Raw genomic sequence first — 17,526 nt, forward strand, 5'->3', positions numbered from 1 at the left:
GATGCGTGTTCTGATCGCCGGCGCCGGACCGGGAGGACTGTGCCTGGTCCAGGGGCTGCGCCGGGCCGGGATCGAGGCCGTCGTCCTCGAACGTCGCGGCCACGGCGGGGAACAGCCGGCCACCTACGGCATCCACCTGAACACCGACGGGATGCGCGCCTTGAACGCCTGTCTGCCGGACAGGGCGTGGCAGCGACTGGTGGAGACCTCGGTTCCGGCGCCGGACAGGATCCAGTTCCACGACCAGGACCTGGGCGTGCTGGCCGTGCGCGACAACGAGGCGCACGGGGCGGTCGACGCGGATCTGCGACGCCGGGCGGTGGCCCGGGACGCGCTGCGAGAGGCCCTGCTGGTGGGGCTGCCCGCCGACGCGGTGCTGTGGAACACCGAGGTCACCGGTTACCGGCGGACCCCGGACGGGGTACGGGTCACCTGCGCGGGCGGTCAGGTCTTCGAAGGGGATCTGCTCGTGGCCGCGGACGGCAGCAACTCCCGCCTTCGGGCGCTGCGTCTGCCGGGCCTGGAGCGCGAGGACCTGGGCATCGTGAACGTGTCCGGCCGGGTGACGCTGACCGAGCCGCTGATGGCCGAGATCCCCGCCGGGCTGACCGATGGTTCGGTGAACAACGTGGTGCCGACGGGCCCCGGCTGGATGTTCCTGTCCACCTGGGACGCTCCCGCTTCCGGCCGCTACCTGGTCTGGGCGTGGGCCGAGAGCCGGAAGACGTATCCCGCGGACCCGGCCGCGATGGACCGGACCGCGCTGCGCGACCACGTCGCCGGGCGGACCGCGCACTGGGCAGCGGCGCTCAACCGTCTGGTCACCGCCACCGAGCCCGACACGATCGCGGCGATCCCGCTGCGCACCATGCCCGCCCTCGGTCCGTGGGAACCCAGCGCTGTCACGCTGCTCGGAGACGCTATCCACAACATGACACCCATGGCAGGCATCGGCGCCAACACCGCTCTGCGGGACGCCGACGAGCTGCGCCGCGCCCTGCTGGGCCCGGGGCCCCTTCTCGCCCGGGTCGGCCGCTACGAGAGCGCGATGCGCGACTACGCCAACGCCGCGCTGGCCCTCTCCACCCGCAACGCCCTCGGCGCCGCCACCACCAAGCGGCTGCCGCGCACCGCCTTCCGTACCCTTCTGCGGGTGGCGGAAGCGGTGCCCATGGTCAAGCGGCGCATCTTTCCCGCGCTCCGCCCGTCCCCGACGACCCGGGCCGATGGAAGGCCGAACACGCACACGCCCTAAGGGGTCAGGCCACGTCCGCGACGGCGCCTGCTCGGACGACTGCGAACCGGTGCCGGCGTTGTAACGCGCACGATGGGGCCGGCTCGTCCGCACCATCCCCGGAGACGGCACCTTCCCCGACAGCCCCCAGCACGTCGGCATCCTCCTGGGCTGCGGAGACGTGCAAGGGGACGGACTCACCGCCTGTCGCCCGTTCCCGGACGGTTCCGGCCGTCAGGCCGGCACCGCCGTGCGGCGTTCCTGAACGTGGGCGTAGGCCGTGAGGCCGAACAGGGTGGCGAGCAGCACCGCGGACGAACCGGCGGTGCCGAGGTCGAGTCCGCCCTTGGCGTGCGGCTTGGTGAGCAGGTCACCGGCGGTGGCGCCCAGGGGCCGGGTGAGCACGAAGGCGATCCAGAACAGCAGGACGTTCGGCACCGCCGGGACCCACATCAGCGCGACGAGTACCGCCAGCAGCCCGGAGACGAGCAGTGCCCCGCCGAGGTAGCCGAGGCCGGAGCTGTCGGAGAGGAAGTCGCCCATGGAGGTACCGAGCGTGTTCGAGACGAGGATCGCCGACCAGAACAGGGCCTCACCGCGGAAGGTCACGATGTCGCGGATCTGGAACGTCATCCCGCTCAGTTTCCAGGCGAGGAAGATCGCGAGAAGGACAGAGATCAGGATGGCGGCGCCTTCGGGGTAGCCCAGCCCGAGACCCTGCGGGCCCCAGCCGAGCGATGTCGCCCCGTCCGAGAGGTACTTGGCGCTGGCGTCGCGGTTCATGAAGTCGGACATCGTGGTGCCGGCCATGCTGGTCGACAGGATCACGGTCCAGTAGAAGAACGGGTTGTAGCGACGGGACCTGAGCTGGACGACCAGCGTCACCACGAACATCAGGAACAGGGCGACCGTGGTCACGAAGTAGCCGACCCCGAGGGTCTGGGCGAACAGGTCGCCCGCCGTCTCACCCAGAGTCGTCGCGGCGATCTTCATGATCCAGAACGCCAGAGTGACCTCAGGCAGCTTCTTCATCACCGAATGCGTCGACGTCACGAGAGTGCTCCTGTCGCGTCCGGGGGAGTCGACGTCCGTCGGTCCCCGACACGGTTCGGCTGAACTCATCCAAACCACCCCTTCGTGGCGGACGGCACGCGCCGCCGCCGGTTCATGGGTCCCCGACGGGAGGCGCTCGACCCCGCTCGACCCCATGAATCCACCCGACAGAGGGACGGTGGAGGGGTGCCCGGCAGGCGAAGCGGAGCTGGCCGTCCGCCCGGGTCCCTAGGCGCCCGAACGCGTGCCGCCGTCCCTCCGGGTGCTGTGCTCGGGGGTTGCTGCCAGTAGGCCTGCCGCGGAAGCTCAGGCAGCTCGAACGCAGACGGTGCCGCCCGTGACGACCGGGTGCGGCAGGACATGCCCGGGAAGCTGGTGGACGCCGTCGGGGTGGGTGATGAACTCGGGCTCGCTCACGGTGAATCAGCTCCTCGAAGAGTGCGACGGTGCGGCTCGGGTGGCCGGTCCGGCCGCCGGTTCGGCCGGTGGCGGTGTCACGCGAGCGTCGCCGCGGCCAGCCAGGAGCGGCCCTCGGCCTGCGGCCCGGGGACGTAGGCGGGATGGGGCGTGCGACCGAAGCGGGCGGCCACGTCGACGAGTTCGTGCAGGTCGGGCTGCCATCCGTGACGGTGCAGCCAGGCGGCGGGATCGGTGGGGCCGGTCTGCCACAACCGGGTCAGGCCGGGGCTGATGCGGTCGGTGGCGGCGCGCAGGGACGGTCCGACCTCGAAGTGGTCGAAGGCGAGGGTGCTGCCCGGCGAGCTCAGTCCGCTCACGGTGGCTAGCAGCCGGTCGGAGGCCTGCTCGTCGAGCGAGTAGAGGAGACCCTCGATGAGCCAGGCCGTGGGCAGGTCGTCGCGAAACCCCTCGGAGCGTAAGCGGGCGGCCCAGCCCTTGCGCAGATCGGCGGGCACCGCGCGGCGGGTGGCTGTGTCCGGGCCCGCGTGGTCCTCCATCACCGTGTTCTTGAACCGCAGCACCGGTTCCTGGTCGACGTCGAAGACGGTGGTGCCCGCGGGCCATTCCAGCCGCCAGGGGCGGCTGTCCATACCGGACGCCAGCAGGACGACCTGACGGCATCCCCGCTCGGCCGCCGAGCGGAGGTGGTCGTCGAAGAACCGGGTCCGCACGACGGCCTGGGTCCGCATGACCGCGACGAAGGCCTGGGCCCGATGCCGCGGGCCCAGGACGTCCCCGGCCGCCCGCAGGAAGCGCTCGGCGTACGGATCGGTGAACAGGCTTTCCGGAGTGCGGTGTTCGGCGGCGCGCAGAGTGGCGACCGCGAACGCGGTACGGCCGATCGCGTCGATGCCGGAGACGTCCCGTTCCATGTGAACCACCTCGGGATCCGAGGCGCGGCGGGGGAGCACGGCGTGGCCGTCCCGTTCCGCGGCGCCAACCTTCTGTTACGATAGAAACGGTATCATTCAATACCGTCTCGCGAGATACGCCTACTGCCGACGCGCCCCGCGCACCGCTGGGAAGGTGAGACTCATGCCGGAACCGACCGCGAACGTCGCCGTCGTCTACTACTCCGCAACGGGAACGATCTTCACGCTGGCCAACGAAATAGGCGCCGGCGCCGCCGACGCGGGGGCCCAGGTCCGCCTGCGGCGCGTCATGGAGACGGCACCCGCCCAGGCCGTGGCGCGCAATGGTGCCTGGGTGGACCACCTTTCCGCCACCGGACACATCCCCGTGGCCACGCCCGAGGACCTGCTGTGGGCGGACGCCATTGTCTTCGGCACACCGTCCCGCTTCGGCAACGTCGCCGCCCAGCTCAAGGCGTTCATGGACACCCTGTCCGGGCTCTGGCACCAGGATCTGCTGGCGGACAAGGTCTACAGCGGCTTCACCTCGACCGCCTCACGCCATGGTGGCCAGGAATCCACCCTGCTGGCGCTCTACAACTCCGTCTACCACTTCGGCGGCATCATCGTCCCGCCCGGCTACAAGAACCATGTGATCGACGGCCCCGGCAACCCGTACGGGACCGGTCATGTCACCGGCGAGGACGGCTCCATCGCCGTCGGTGAGGAATCCCTGACAGCCGCCCGTGCCCAGGGCCGGCGTGGGGCGGAGACGGCCGCCGCCCTCAAGGCCGGCTTCGCGGCAAAAGCGAAGTGAAACGACGCCTGCCCGCACGGCGTTGGTCCGAACGGCGTCCGTCCCCACGACGTCTGTCCGCACGGTCGACGGCCCGCGCGGACGCGCTCACTCCTCGCTGTCGTCCGGGTGGGTGAACCGGTTGAGCAGGTCCGTCAACTGCTCGGGCTCACCCGCTCCCAGGTGCGCGACCAGGCGCTCGGCCAGCGGCTCGGCCGCCGCATGGGCCTGGTCGAAGAGCTCCAGGCCCTTCTGCGTGATCTCCACGACCCGCACCCGCCGGTCCCCTGGGACGGCCTTGCGCACGGCCAGCCCCTTGCTCTCCAGGTCGTCCACGACGCGCATGATCCCCGCCTTGTCCGACCCCGTCGCCTGGACCAGGTCCCGCTGCACGGTCGGGCCGCGGTCGGCCAGCAGGATCAGCACCCCGAAGTGCCGCAGCTCGATCCCGAGGGGCCGCAGCGCCTCCGCCATCACCGAGGCCGCACGCCGGTGCGCCCGGCGCAGCAGCAGCCCGAGCGCGAACGGCGAGGCGTCCCCAGGGCGGTCCGTGGCTCGCGCGGGCGTCTTCTCGGACGGGGTGTCGACGGTCATGAGACGGACATTACCAGACAGTCGAATCAATCGATACCGTATCGTTTGAAATCAAATGGGGATGCTGTCAGCTGCCGCCGAAGGAACCCCCGCACCTCCCGCTTCGCCTGTGCCAAGGAGGAGAACAAGGGCGTCCTCGCCGACTCCTCGCGGTACTGCGGCGAGCAGGGCCCGGTAGCCCGCGCGGTCGCATACACAGTCCTCTTACGGGTACCGAGTGGCTACTGAACCTTCCGATGCCCCAATCTCGCCGAGGAGTCATCAATTGTCCGCCTCTCTGGTCGAAACGGTCGACATTCAAGCTCCTGTTCCCGTCGCGTGGGCGCTCTGGAGCGATGTCACCCGGTGGCCGAGTTTTCTGAGCCATGTACGCCGAGTCGACAGGCTGGACGGACGTCGTTTCGCCTGGCAATTGCAACTTCCCGGCGTGAGGGCTTGCTGCGCAGCTGGCAGCAGGTGGGCGACGAACGGCGGGACATGTTCATGTACGCGATGCTGGACGGCGACAGGAACTGACCGACTGTGCTCCGGCCGGTGCTCGATCGGCAGGACGTAGCCGCGGAGCCGGTAGGACGGGCCGTCGATGCCGGCGAACGCCGCCCGGCGCAGGAGCCCGTCGCCCCCGTGCCCCGGCAACCGGACAGCGATTTTCCCGGCCCACGCGGCGGGCGCGGACCACGGCAGGATGCCGGTCGTGGTGTCCCCCTACGCCGACGGAGCACCATGACCGGCCGTCCTCGGCTCGTCCACGGCCCCGCACACAGGGGCCGCGGGCGAGCCGGCTCGATCAGTGCTGTGCCACCGCGGTCACCGCCGGCGCGTTGTAGGCCTCGACCCGCAGTTTCGGCCTGCCCGAACGGAGTGCCCCGGCGGGCCAGGACAAGGTGAGGGTGCGGGACTCGCCGGGCAGCAGCCACAGGTAGTTGTCGCTGTACAGAGTCGGCAGCACCCGCTCACCGGTCGCCGGGTCGACGAGCGAGACGCGGACCATCGCCGCCACCGACCCGCCCTTGTTGCGCAGCCGCGCGGTGAGTTCGCCGCGGTCGCCCGAGCGGTCCGTGCCGGTCACCTCGGCGGACAGCCTCGTCCGGTCGGCACGGTTCAGCGCCTGCATGGCCTGGGCGTTGCGATGACGCCAGTAGGTGTTCTCGGCCAGCAGCCTGCCGCCCGAGTCCTCCAGCCGCAGCCGCAGCAGATGGAGATCGGGCAGGTCGTCCGTCCAGCCGGCGGTGAACGCGTCCGCCGTGGCAGACGGAGCGATGTCGACGGACTTCCGCCGTTGCGCGGCCACTTCGCGCCCCGACAGGTCGAGGAACTTCGCGGTGACCGTGGCGCGACGGACCCGGTCCGGGGTGTGGTTGACCGCGATCACCCGGCCGTCCGGATCGGCCTGCACATGCAGGGCCTCGTTGGCCTTGCGGGCCCCGTAGTAGGCGCCGTTGACGTCGAAGTCGTAGTCGTACGTCTGCCAGACGGTGCTGTACCAGGCGGGGTGCGACATCCACAGCATCAGACCGGTCGCGTCGTCCCACAACTTCGCGTTCCAGGCCTCGAACATGGCCCGGAAGTTCTCGTAGTTGACGAACTGCGCCTTGCGGCAGAAGTCGTCGAGGTCCTTGGCCTTGCCGAGCCTCTCCTCGACGGCCGCCATGTAGTTCTGCGGGGCCTGGTTGCCCCGCGTGCTCCAGTCGTGGAGGTACCAGGCGCCGCCCACGGGCCACTCGGGCTCGTCGCCGACGAGCCGGCGCATGGTCTCCGCCGTCGGCAGTACGGGCATGCCTATCTCGGTGTGGAAACCGAAGTCGCCGCTGCCGTAGGTACTGGGCGAGTAGTAGCGCTCGGGCTCCACCCAGCCGTAGGGGCCGCCGCCCGTCACGATGCCGCCGGCCGAGTTGTTCTGGTACAGCACGTCCGGCGCCTCGGCCCGCACCGCCTTGCGCATGCCGTCGTCGACCGCACCCGGAGGGTTGCCCTCGTTGGCGCCGCACCACACCACGACACAGGGGTGGATGCGATAGCGCCGCACGGTGTCCTGCGCGGCGTCGAGGAACAGCTGGTGGTCGGGCGGGTCCATGCCCCACGCGTTGGGGAAGTCGTTCCACACGAGCAGCCCGTGCTCGTCGCAACTCGCGAAGAACTCCTCGCGGTTGCTGCACCCGACCCAGTTGCGGATCATGGTGAAGTTCATGTCGCGGTGCATCCGGACGGCCGCGTCCATCCGCTCGGCGGGCATCCGGCGCAGCAGTTCGTCCCAGCCCCAGTTGCCGCCGCGGCAGAAGACCCGGACGCCGTTGACACTGATCTTGAGCGGGTCGATGGAGTTGTCGACGGAGGTGACGTCCGTCCACTGGTCGCCGTCGTCCGACACCTGGATGGTGTACGTCTTCGCGTACGCCTGCTCCCAGGTGATCGCGACCCGGTCGAAACGCACCGGCGAGCCGAGGTCGACCTGGATCCACTGCTCGTCCTCGTAGGCCGAGGCCCAACGGGTGTTGGGGTTGCCGTCCACGGCGTTCGTGGGCCCGTTGGAGTCCTGCTCGACGGAGGACGCGGTGGCCTTCTTGCGCAGGGCGAGGTCGGTGTCCGCGGCGGCGCTGTCCACGACCGAAAGTCCCCACATCGACGAACCCCAACTACTGGCCCGCGTATGGCAGAAGACCCGCACGTAGCGCGCGGTCCGTGCCGCGAAGTCCACGTTCTGCAGGCTCGCCGAACCCGACGTGTGGAACGGCAGCGGAACCGCCGTGTTGTCCACGGCCTTCGCGTCGGTCCACCGGTCGCCGTCGTCCGACACCTGGACGGTGTACGTCTTCGCGTACGCCTGCTCCCAGGTGAGGACCACGCGGTCGAACGAGAGGGAGGAGCCCAGGTCGACCTGGACCCACTGCTCGTCCTGGAACGCGGAGGACCAGCGGGTGCCGGGGTCCCCGTCCGTGACGTTGCCGGCGCCGTTGGAGTCGGTGTCGACCGTGGACGCGGTGGCCGGCTTGTGCAGTGCGAGGTCGGTGTCGGGCGCCGCGCTGTCGGCGACGCTCAGGCTCCACAGGGAGGAACCCCAGTCCGTGGCGCGGGTGTGGCACGCGATGCGCACGTACCGGGCCTTCTGGCGGGTGAGGTCGACCGTCTGCGCGTACGAGTCACTGCCGGTCTGGAAGACCAGCGGCACCTGGTACTCGTAGCCGAACTGGCGGATGCCGAACCGTGTGGTGCGCCGGTCGCTCTCCTCGCCGTCGACCGAGGCGGCCAGCGTCAGCCTGTGCAGCGCCGCCTCGCCGTAGCCGTTGGGCCACCACAACTTCGGGTCGCGCAGCCGGAGTCGGGAGTAGTCCGCCGGGCTGAAGACGACGTCGGCGCTCTGACCGCCGGGGACCGTGACCGTCCTGGTCACCCGTACGTCGTCGAAGGCGGCCGAGACGGTGACCCGTCTGCTGACCGTGTCGGCGTTGCGCACCGGCACGGTGATCGTCAGCTCGGCCGTCCGCGTGTCCGGGAGGTCCGGCAGCCGCGAGTCCACGCGCGGATCGCCGATGACCGCCGCCCCGGTGGAGCGCAGGCGTACGTGGTTCCAGATACCGGCCGCGCGGTCGCGCACCGCGGGCATCCAGTCCCACCCGGAAGAGGCCAGGTAGGTGGGCGAGTTGCGGTTCATGGTGTTCGCGCCGGCGTCGACGAAGGCGAGTCCCTGCGGGCCCTTGTCACCCGGACTGCCGGGAACCGGCATCGGACTGATCTTCACGGCGACGGCCTGGTCGCCGTCCTCGAGCAGCTTCGTCACATCGAAGGCGCCCCGGGCGAACGGGCTCGTGACGGTACCCACGGTGGAGCCGTTGAGCCACACCTCGGCCTCGTGGTTGACGCCGTCGAACTCCAGCCAGACGTGCCGGCCGGCCCCCGTGCGCAGGCCCTTGGGCAGCTTGAACGCGCGGCGGTACCACCAGGAGTGGCGGGAGAGGGCCTCGGGGACGTGCAGGTTGTTCATCCCGGCGACCGGGTCGGGCAGGTGACCGCGGTCCACGAGAGAGGTCAGGACGGTGCCGGGGACCGTCGCGGGCAGCCAACCGCTGGTGTCCACCGAGGGCTTGGACAGTTCCGCGCCGCCCTTGCCCGCCCAGTCGTCCATCGTCAGGTCCCAGCCGGACTCCAGCACCACGGTGCCGTCCGCACCGGCCCGCAGCGCCGGGGGCGTGCGGTGGTGGGTGCCCCAGTCGGTCCAGCCGGTCACCGACGGGCGCGAGGTGCGGCAGGTCCCGTACACCTGCAGGCCGTTGAGGCCGACGGGGTTCGTGTTGGACCGCTTGTTGACGGTCATGCGCACCCAGCGGGCGGTGACGGGCTTCTGGAACGGGATCTCCATCACCCCGCCCTTGCCCGAGTCGGTGCGGAACGCGGCGGTCCAGGTGTGGTTGTCACGCGAGGTCTCGACGACGAAGTCGGTCGCGCAACTGGACAGGATCTCCTTGCCGGTGGTGTCCAGCCGGGGGTTGCCACTGGTGGAGTCCACGTACGGGGGATCGTCGAGTGTGGCCTCGAAGGTGAGCCGCAGCGACTCCACCTCGCACAGCGCCTGGAGGTCGACGGAGATCCACTGCGGGTCGCCGGCCGCGGCGCGCCAGCCCGAGTTCCTCACACCGACACCGGTCAGGCCGTCTACGGCGAACTCGGCCGGAGTGGGGGCGTAGTCGGTGGAGGACACCTGCACCGGTCGGTTCGCCGCGAGTTCACCCCGGCTGGAAACAGCGCCCGGCCGACCGGTGGCGGCCGCCGCGGCGGACGCGGGCAGGGCCATGCCGACGCCGAATCCGGCGAGCAGGGTGGAACCGGCCGAGAGAACGGCACGCCGGGAAGGAGGGGAGGACTGATTCGACATGAACCTTGGCTCCGATCAGGGATGTCGAAAGAACCGGGCGCTCGACTCGGTGAAGGGTGACAACGTTGCCAACGCCCATGACAACGTTGCCGAACACTGCCCCGGCGTACGCGCCCTGTCAAGGTTTCCGGCGGGTGACGGACCACGGCTTCTATTAAATTAGGAATTAATATTGACAAGGTTTCGGCCGCGGGCCAAAGTCGTCGCCGTGACGCCGAGGCCCCCGGCCCAGTGCGGCCCGCGTCACGCCCCTACTGCTTCCCAACCACCGGGAGTGGCACGTGACTTCGCAAGCACCCGCACCGAGGCCCGGACTCCGCCGCCTCACCCGCCGTAGTGTCGCCACCGCCGCCATGGTGGTCGCCGCGGCGACCACGGCCCCCACCGCCTCAGCCTCCGCCTCCGTCCCGCAGGACCACGGCGCGACCGCCTCGTACGACAGCGGACTCGCCCCGACCCCCTACATGGGCTGGAACACCTACTACGGCCTGGGCGCGCCCACCGAGAAGGAGGTCCGCTCCGTCGCCGACAAGCTGGTCAGCAGCGGTCTGCGCGACAGCGGCTACGACATCGTCTGGCTCGACGGCGGCTGGCAGGCCGACAACCCGCGCGACGCGCAGGGCCGGTTGGTCGCCAACCCCGAGCGCTTCCCCTCAGGCATCCCCGCCCTCGTCTCGTACCTGCACCAGCGCGGTCTGCGGGCGGGCATCTACACCGACGCCGGCACCTACGACGGCGGGAAGAGCTGCGGACTGGGCAGCCGCGGCCACTACGACGCCGACGCGCGGCAGTTCGCCGGCTGGAAGATCGACGCCATCAAGGTCGACTTCCTGTGCGGCATCGGCGCGAAGCTCGATCCGGGGCCCGCGTACAAGGAACTCAGCGACGCGGTGGCGAAGTCCGGCCGCCGTATGCTGCTGAACCTGTGCAACCCGCTCACGGACGACTGGGGCCTGCCGCACACCCCCGAGCAGGACGCCCACAACACGTTCGTGTACGCCCCGGCCATCGCCGACTCCTGGCGCACCGGCACCGACATCGCCTGGGGCACGCCGACCCCGGGCGAGTGGCCCAACATCCTGCGCAACATGGACGCCAACGCCTGGCACCCCGAGGCACAGGGCCCCGGCCACTGGAACGACCCCGACTACCTCATCCCCATGCGCCCGATGTCCGACGGGACACCGGAGCTGACCGAGGAGGAGTCCACCACCCAGTTCGTGATGTGGGCCGAGATGGCCTCCCCGCTCGTCCTCGGCTCCGACCCGCGCACCCTGAACCCCTCGATGCTGGCCACCCTCCGCAACCCGGAGATCATCGCCGTCGACCAGGACCGCCTCGGCGTCCAGGGCGTCCGGGTCGCCTCCGACGACACCGGCGACGTGTACAGCAAGGTCCTCTCGGGCCGTGGTGAGCGGGCGGTCGTCCTGCTCAACCGGTCCGACAAGCCGGCCCAGCGCACCGTGCGCTTCGCCGACACCGCCCTCGGCGGACCCGTCGCCGTGCGCGACCTGCGCACCCGCGCCGACCGCGGCGTCCACACCGACTCCTACACGGTCGAAGTCCCCGCCCACGGAACCGCGTTCCTCAAGCTCACCGGCGCGGACGCGCTGCCCGGCGCCGGCCTGGGGGAGCGGACCACCTCCGACCCCGCGATCGCGCGCTCCGGCGACACCGTGCACACCTTCCTGCGCGGACCCCACGGCTCGCTGGTCCAGCACACGGACACCGGCCGCGGCGCACCGCGCACCCGGGACCTCGGCGGTCCGGTGAAGGGCGGCATCCTCGGCCAGCCCGCCGTCCACGCCTCCGCCGACGGACGGATCGACGTGTTCGTGCGCGGCGCCGACTCCCGTGCCTACCGGCGGATCTACGCGGGCGGCCACTGGGGTGACTGGCAGAGCCTCGGCGGACGGCTCGGCGACGCGCCGTCGGTGGCGTTCACCGACCCCGCCCACTGGACGCTCGTCGCCCGGGACGGCGAGGGCCGGATCGTACAGCGCGGCCCGTCCACCGGCTGGACCTCGCTCGGCACCCCCGACGGCCGTGTGACGTACGGCAGGCCGTCCGCGGCGGCCGACTCCACCGGCCGGGTCCACGTCGCCGTACGGACCGCGTCGGACGACATCTGGACCCTCTCCCGGGACGCCTCGGGCCAGTGGTCGGACTGGAGCGCGCTCGGCGGCACGGTCAGCGGCAGCCCCACCCTCGTCACCGTGGGGGACCAGGTGCTCCTGTACGCGCGAGCCGGTGACTACACCCTCTGGCAGCAGCGGTACGAGGCGGGCTCCTGGCAGGGCTGGTCGAAGCGGCAGGAGTTCCCCAGCGCCGCGTTCGACGGAGCGCTCGGAGCCGTCGCTGGTGCGAACGGGACGGTCGACGCGGTCTACCGCGGACTCGACGGCACCGCGCACCGCACCGCGTTCAAGTAGATCAGCCAACCGTCCTGACCTCGCAGGAGCCTTCCATGACCCACTCACAGACCAGCCGCCGGCGCTTCCTCGCCGGAGCCGGCGCGGCCGGAACCGCGGCGTTGCTCAGCGGTTGCGTGACCTCCACCTCGTCCTCGTCCAAGACCTCCTCCAAGGGCGCGGTCTCCCTGCAGTCCAACCTCTCCGCACCGCAGGCCAAGGCCGCGATGCAGGACCTGGTCGCCGCCTACAAGAAGAAGGGCGGCGTCGACCTCAACACCGTCGCCGCCGAGACGTTCCGGACCCAGCTGCCGACGTACCTCACCTCCGCCAACCCGCCGGACGTCTACACCTGGTACCCCGGCTCGGTCGCGGACGCGTACGCCCGCAAGAACCTCCTGCTCGGACTGGACGAGGTGTGGACCTCGCCCGACCTGCAGCGCTACTCCAAGGCACTGCACACGCTGTGCACCTCCAGCGGCGGCAAGAAGGTCTTCGTGCCGACCACCTACTACTGGTGGGGCATGTTCTACCGCAAGTCCAACTTCGCGAAGTGGGGCGTGACTCCGCCCACCGACTGGGACGGCTTCCTCGACCTGTGCGACAAGCTCAAGTCCAAGGGCGTCGCCCCGATCGGCCTCGGCGCGGGCGGCAACACCGCCTGGGTCGCCTCCGCCTGGTTCGACTACCTCGACATCCGCATCAACGGCGCCCAGTACCATCGCGAACTCCTCGCCGGCAAGCACCGCTTCGACGACCCGGAGGTCCACAAGGTCTTCGACCGCTGGAAGGAGGTCCTCCCGTACTTCGACCCGAACGGCACCGCCGTCGCCTTCCAGGACGCCACCACCGCCCTGCTCAACGGCCGTTCGGGAATGATGCTGATCGGTACGTTCTTCGCCGACGCGGCACCGAAGGACGCCCTGGACGACATCGACTTCTTCCGCTTCCCCGTCATCGACCCCAAGATCCCGCTCGCCGAAGAGGCGCCCACCGACGGGTACTTCGCCAGCGCCCGCTCCGGCCACCGCGAGCAGGTCTTCGACCTGCTGCGTTTCCTGGCCGGCGCCGAGGCCCAGGAGATCTACCTCAAGGGCTCCTCCGGCACCGCACTCCCGTGCCACCCCGACGCCAAGGACACCGGCACCCCGCTGGTGACCAAGGGCCGCAAGCACGTCGCGGAGGCCGCCGAGGTCACCCAGTTCTTCAACCGTGACTCCAGCGACGCCCTTCAGCCCACCGCCGACACCGCCCTGACCAAGTTCATCGCCAAACCCAAGGAGATCAACAGCATCCTCACGGACTGGCAGCGCGACGCCCAGAAGATCTGGGGAGCGTGACGTGGCCGTCCTCACCACGGCCGCCCGCAAGACGACCCCGGTCCCGACGCCGCCCCGCGGCCGAAGGGCCGGGGGCCCGCGCCGCACCCCTCCACTGGTCCTGGCGTTCGTCCTCGTCCCGCTGCTCGTCGAGGCACTCTGGGTCTTCTGGCCGGCCCTGCAGGGCTTCTACCTGGCGCTCACCAGCTGGGACGGGGTCTCCGCACCGCGCTTCGTCGGCCTCGCCAATTTCCGGGAGATGATGCACGACGACGTCTTCCGCACCGCGGCCGTCGACACCGTACTGTGGCTGCTGCTCTTCGGCGGACTGTCCGCGCTGCTCGGCCTCGGCACCGCCCTGCTGCTCCAGCAGGAACGCCGCGGCGTGGGCTTCTACCGCGCCGCCCTGTTCCTGCCGGTGGTGTTCTCCCTGGTCGCCACCGCCCTCGTCTGGCAGGCGATCTACCAGCCCGACGGCGTCCTCAACCAGCTCCTCCAGTCGGTCGGCCTCGGCAGCCTGCGGCACGCCTGGCTCGCCGACCAGGACACCGCCCTGTACGCCGTCATCGTGCCCGCCCTGTGGCGCCAGATCGGCTACGTCATGGTGCTCTACCTGGCCGGACTCAAGGGCATCGATCCGGCCCTGTACGAAGCGGCCAAGGTCGACGGTGCCGGACGCTGGCAGGCCTTCCGCCATGTGACGCTTCCCCAACTCCGCAGCGTCAACGCGGTGGTCCTGTCCGTCATCGTCATCGACTCACTGCGCTCCTTCGACGTGGTGTGGTCCCTCACCCGCGGCGGCCCCTACCACTCCTCGGAACTGCTGAGCACCTACATGTACTCCGCCGCCTTCCAGTCCCTGCGACTCGGCTACGGCTCCGCCCTGGCCGTCGTCATCTTCGTGCTGGCCTTCGGTGTGATCGCCTCCTACCTCGTGCGCGCCTTCCGGGAGGCGGACTGATGACGACCTCGCACAGCTCCGACGCCGCCCTGCGCCGGCGCCGCCTGTCCACCGCCGGATTCCACGCCGGTGCCGGGGTCCTGTCCCTGCTGTGGCTGCTGCCGATCCTCCTGGTCCTCGTCACCAGCCTGCGGTCCTTCGACGACATCGCCGCGCACGGGCTGGGCAGTTGGCCCCGGTCCTTCACCCTCGGCAACTTCCGGCAGGCCTGGGTCGACGGCGGCCAGCAGCGCGCCCTCATCAACAGCCTGCTCGTGACCGTCCCCTGCGTCGTGGTGACCCTCGCACTGGCCGCGATGGCCGCGTTCGGGCTCAGCCGCTACGAGATGCCCTTCCGCCGCTCGCTGCTCCTGCTCATGCTCGGCGGCAACCTGCTGCCCCCGCAGATCCTGCTGATCCCGGTCTCCAAACTCAGCGAACTCATGGGCGTGTACGACACCCTGCCCGCGCTGATCGGTGTGCAGATCGGTTTCGGCGTCGGCTTCTACGTCTTCGTGCTGCACGGCTTCATGCGGTCCATCCCCGTCGAGATCCAACAGGCGGCGGTCGTCGACGGCGCCGGTCCCTGGCAGATCTTCTGGCGGATCATCCTCCCCCTCACCCGGCCCGCCCTCGCCGCGCTCAGCGCCCTGTCCTTCACCTGGATCTTCAACGACCTGCTGTGGGCGATCACCGTCCTGCGCAGCGACACCAAGATGCCCATCACCGCGGCCCTCATCGGACTCCAGGGGCAGTACGTGTCCATGTGGAACGTGATCGCCGCCGGCTCCGTCATCGCCGCCGCCCCGACGGTGGCCGTCTTCCTCCGTTTCCAGCGCCACTTCGTGGCCGGACTCAACCTCGGAGCAGTGAAGTGACACCGTACGACCGCTGGACCCTGCGCACCGAGAACACCAGCTACACCGTGCGGCTGTCGCCGGACGGACCCTGGGCCGAACTGGACGCCTGGGGCCCGCACGGAGCCGAGGACGGGCCCTCCGCCCTCGACTGGTCGCACCGCACCCACTTCGTCACCCCGGCCGACGCCGCCCCCGCCGAGTATCTGCCGCACGGACAGCGGCCCTTCACCGGTGCCGACCTCATCGCAGGCCGCCCCGGACAGGAACGCGGCGTCCGGTGGGAATTCACCGGAGCGCAGGAGGGCACCGGCACTCTCCGGCTGACCTTCACCGACGACCTCCTCGGCCTGCGCACCACCCTGTGCTACGCCGTCGTACCGGGCACCGACGTCCTGCACCGCTGGACCGAACTCACCTGCACCGGCACGGAGGAGCTGCGCCTGGAGCGCTTCGACTCCGGCGCCGTCAACGTGCCGGTCACCTCCGGCGCCCGGCTCACCTACCTCACCGGCCAGTGGTCGCAGGAGTTCCAGCACACCGAACTCGCCCTCACCCGGGGCACCTTCACCATGGGCAGCACCCAGGGCACTCCCGGGCACGCCTACGCGCCCTGGCTCGCCGTCCAGGACCTCGCCGCGAACGACGCGCCCGCCTACGGCGTCGCCCTGGAGTGGGCCGGCAACTGGCACATCACCACGGAGGCCGAACCCGGCGGCGCCGTCCGGGTCCGCGCCGGACGCGTGCCGCACGAGGGCGCCGTCCTCCTCGCCCCCGGCGCGACACTCACCACGCCACGTCTCGCCTGCGCGTTCAGCGCGGACGGGCTCGACGGCCTCTCCCGTGTCTGGCACCGCTACGAGCGCCACCTCACCGGAGAGCGACTGCACCGCCCCCGCAAGGTCCTCTACAACTCGTGGGAGGCGACCGGCTTCGACGTCGACGCGGCCGGGCAGCTCGAACTCGCCAAGTCCGCCGCCGACCTGGGCGTAGAGCTGTTCGTCGTGGACGACGGCTGGTTCACCGGCCGCGCGGACGACACCGCCGGCCTCGGCGACTGGTATCCCGATCCGGCCGCCTTCCCGGGGGGCTTCGACCGGTTCGTCGAGGACGTCCGCGCGCTCGGCATGGACTTCGGCCTGTGGATCGAGCCCGAGGCCGTCAGCCCCGGCAGCCGGCTGCTGGCCGAACACCCCGACTGGGCCTACCGGATCGACGGCCGCCCGGCCCGCCTGGTCCGCAACCAGCTGCTCCTGGACCTCGGCCGCGCGGACGTGCAGGACTTCGTCGTCGCCACCCTGGACCGACTGCTCACCGAGCACCGGATCGACTACCTCAAGTGGGACATGAACCGGCCGCCCACCGAACGCGGCCGCCCCGGCCCCACCCCCGCCGAACGCCTCGACCTGGACGCCGCCCACGTCCACGGATACCTGCGCGTCCTCGACCACCTGCGCACCGCCCATCCCCACGTGACCGTCGAGGGCTGCGCGGGCGGCGGAGGGCGGATCGACCACACGACCCTCGCCCGCACCGACGTCGTCTGGCCCAGCGACAACACCGCGCCCCTGGACCGGCTCGCCATCCAGTACGGCTTCCTGCACGCCCACGCCCCGCACGTGATGAGCTCCTGGGTCACCGACGCCCCCGGAATCTTCGACCCCCGCCCGCGCAGCCTCGCCTTCCGCTTCGTCACCGCGATGTGCGGCGTCCTCGGCATCGGCGCCGACCTGCGCACCTGGTCCCCGGAGCAACGCGCCGAGGCCGCCGGATGGATCGCCCGCTACAAGGACGTACGGGACGTGATCCACCACGGTGAGACCCACCTGCTCGGCAGCCCGGACGACGCCACCTGCGGAGTCCAGTACGACGGCGCGGACGGCCGGACCGTCGTCGCGGCCCTGAACACCGGCCGCCTGGACGGCGCCCCCCTGGTGCCGGGCCGACCCGCCCGACTGCGCCCGCGCGGCCTCGATCCGGAGGCCCGCTACCGCGACGAGGACTCCGGCACGACCTACGGCGGCGCCCACCTCCTGCACTACGGACTGCCGTTCGCCTGGACCGCCGGTCACGACGCCGAACTGGTCGTGCTGACCCGCCACCCGGGCCGGCGACCGGCGTAGGTTCGACCCACCCCGCCCCGTG

11 protein-coding genes and 1 pseudogene are annotated in these 17,526 nt (G+C 70.8%); 8 read left to right on the forward strand and 4 right to left on the reverse strand.

Annotated elements, in window-relative coordinates; translation table 11 throughout:
- Window position 1 precedes the first annotated feature (1 nt).
- Entirely contained in the window at window positions 2–1,255 is a 1,254-nt protein-coding gene (locus OHB41_RS40870; protein WP_266704821.1) for an FAD-dependent oxidoreductase, read from the forward strand.
- A 213-nt stretch (window positions 1,256–1,468) separates the two neighbouring features.
- Here OHB41_RS40870 and OHB41_RS40875 read toward each other — a convergent pair whose 3' ends face one another.
- Entirely contained in the window at window positions 1,469–2,287 is an 819-nt protein-coding gene (locus OHB41_RS40875; RefSeq protein ID WP_266704823.1) for a COG4705 family protein, read from the reverse strand.
- 494 nt (window positions 2,288–2,781) lie between these two features.
- Entirely contained in the window at window positions 2,782–3,618 is an 837-nt protein-coding gene (locus OHB41_RS40880) for an SAM-dependent methyltransferase (RefSeq protein ID WP_266704825.1), read from the reverse strand.
- 163 nt (window positions 3,619–3,781) lie between these two features.
- On the opposite strand from OHB41_RS40880, the gene wrbA reads away from it, so the two are divergent.
- Window positions 3,782–4,414: an NAD(P)H:quinone oxidoreductase gene (wrbA, locus tag OHB41_RS40885; RefSeq protein WP_266704827.1), complete on the forward strand. Its 633-nt coding sequence runs from the start codon at window positions 3,782–3,784 to the stop codon at window positions 4,412–4,414.
- An 87-nt stretch (window positions 4,415–4,501) separates the two neighbouring features.
- On the opposite strand, the gene OHB41_RS40890 is transcribed toward wrbA, so the two are convergent.
- Entirely contained in the window at window positions 4,502–4,987 is a 486-nt protein-coding gene (locus tag OHB41_RS40890; RefSeq protein ID WP_266704829.1) for a MarR family winged helix-turn-helix transcriptional regulator, read from the reverse strand.
- A gap of 265 nt (window positions 4,988–5,252) precedes the next feature.
- Between OHB41_RS40890 and OHB41_RS40895 the strand changes: the two are divergent.
- Window positions 5,253–5,414: pseudogene (locus OHB41_RS40895) on the forward strand (SRPBCC family protein); the annotation flags it as partial.
- A 360-nt stretch (window positions 5,415–5,774) separates the two neighbouring features.
- Here the strand turns inward: OHB41_RS40895 and OHB41_RS40900 are convergent.
- Window positions 5,775–9,854 carry a discoidin domain-containing protein gene (locus tag OHB41_RS40900; RefSeq protein WP_266704831.1) on the reverse strand — a complete coding sequence of 1,360 codons (4,080 nt, stop codon included), beginning with the start codon at window positions 9,852–9,854 and terminating at the stop codon, window positions 5,775–5,777.
- A 281-nt stretch (window positions 9,855–10,135) separates the two neighbouring features.
- Between OHB41_RS40900 and OHB41_RS40905 the strand changes: the two genes are divergently transcribed.
- Genes OHB41_RS40905 through OHB41_RS40925 form a run of 5 tightly spaced genes read left to right on the forward strand, consistent with a single transcriptional unit; the run spans window position 10,136 to window position 17,504 of the window.
- Window positions 10,136–12,286 (forward strand): DUF8189 domain-containing protein, encoded by a 2,151-nt coding sequence (locus OHB41_RS40905; RefSeq protein ID WP_526025015.1) that lies wholly within the window; start codon window positions 10,136–10,138, stop codon window positions 12,284–12,286.
- A gap of 35 nt (window positions 12,287–12,321) precedes the next feature.
- Entirely contained in the window at window positions 12,322–13,605 is a 1,284-nt protein-coding gene (locus tag OHB41_RS40910; protein ID WP_266704833.1) for an ABC transporter substrate-binding protein, read from the forward strand.
- Window position 13,606: 1 nt separating this feature from the next.
- The gene (locus tag OHB41_RS40915) at window positions 13,607–14,545 is read left to right on the forward strand and encodes a carbohydrate ABC transporter permease (protein ID WP_266704835.1); all 939 of its coding nucleotides are present in this window, start codon (window positions 13,607–13,609) and stop codon (window positions 14,543–14,545) included.
- On the forward strand, window positions 14,545–15,402 hold the full coding sequence (locus tag OHB41_RS40920) for a carbohydrate ABC transporter permease (protein WP_266704837.1): 858 nt from the start codon (window positions 14,545–14,547) through the stop codon (window positions 15,400–15,402). The genes OHB41_RS40915 and OHB41_RS40920 overlap by 1 nt, the downstream gene beginning before the upstream one ends.
- Window positions 15,399–17,504, forward strand: a complete 2,106-nt coding sequence (locus tag OHB41_RS40925; protein ID WP_266704839.1) for an alpha-galactosidase — start codon at window positions 15,399–15,401, stop codon at window positions 17,502–17,504. The genes OHB41_RS40920 and OHB41_RS40925 overlap by 4 nt, the downstream gene beginning before the upstream one ends.
- Window positions 17,505–17,526: the final 22 nt, after the last annotated feature.

This window comes from Streptomyces sp. NBC_01571, assembly GCF_026339875.1.
Classification (GTDB): Bacteria; Actinomycetota; Actinomycetes; order Streptomycetales; family Streptomycetaceae; genus Streptomyces.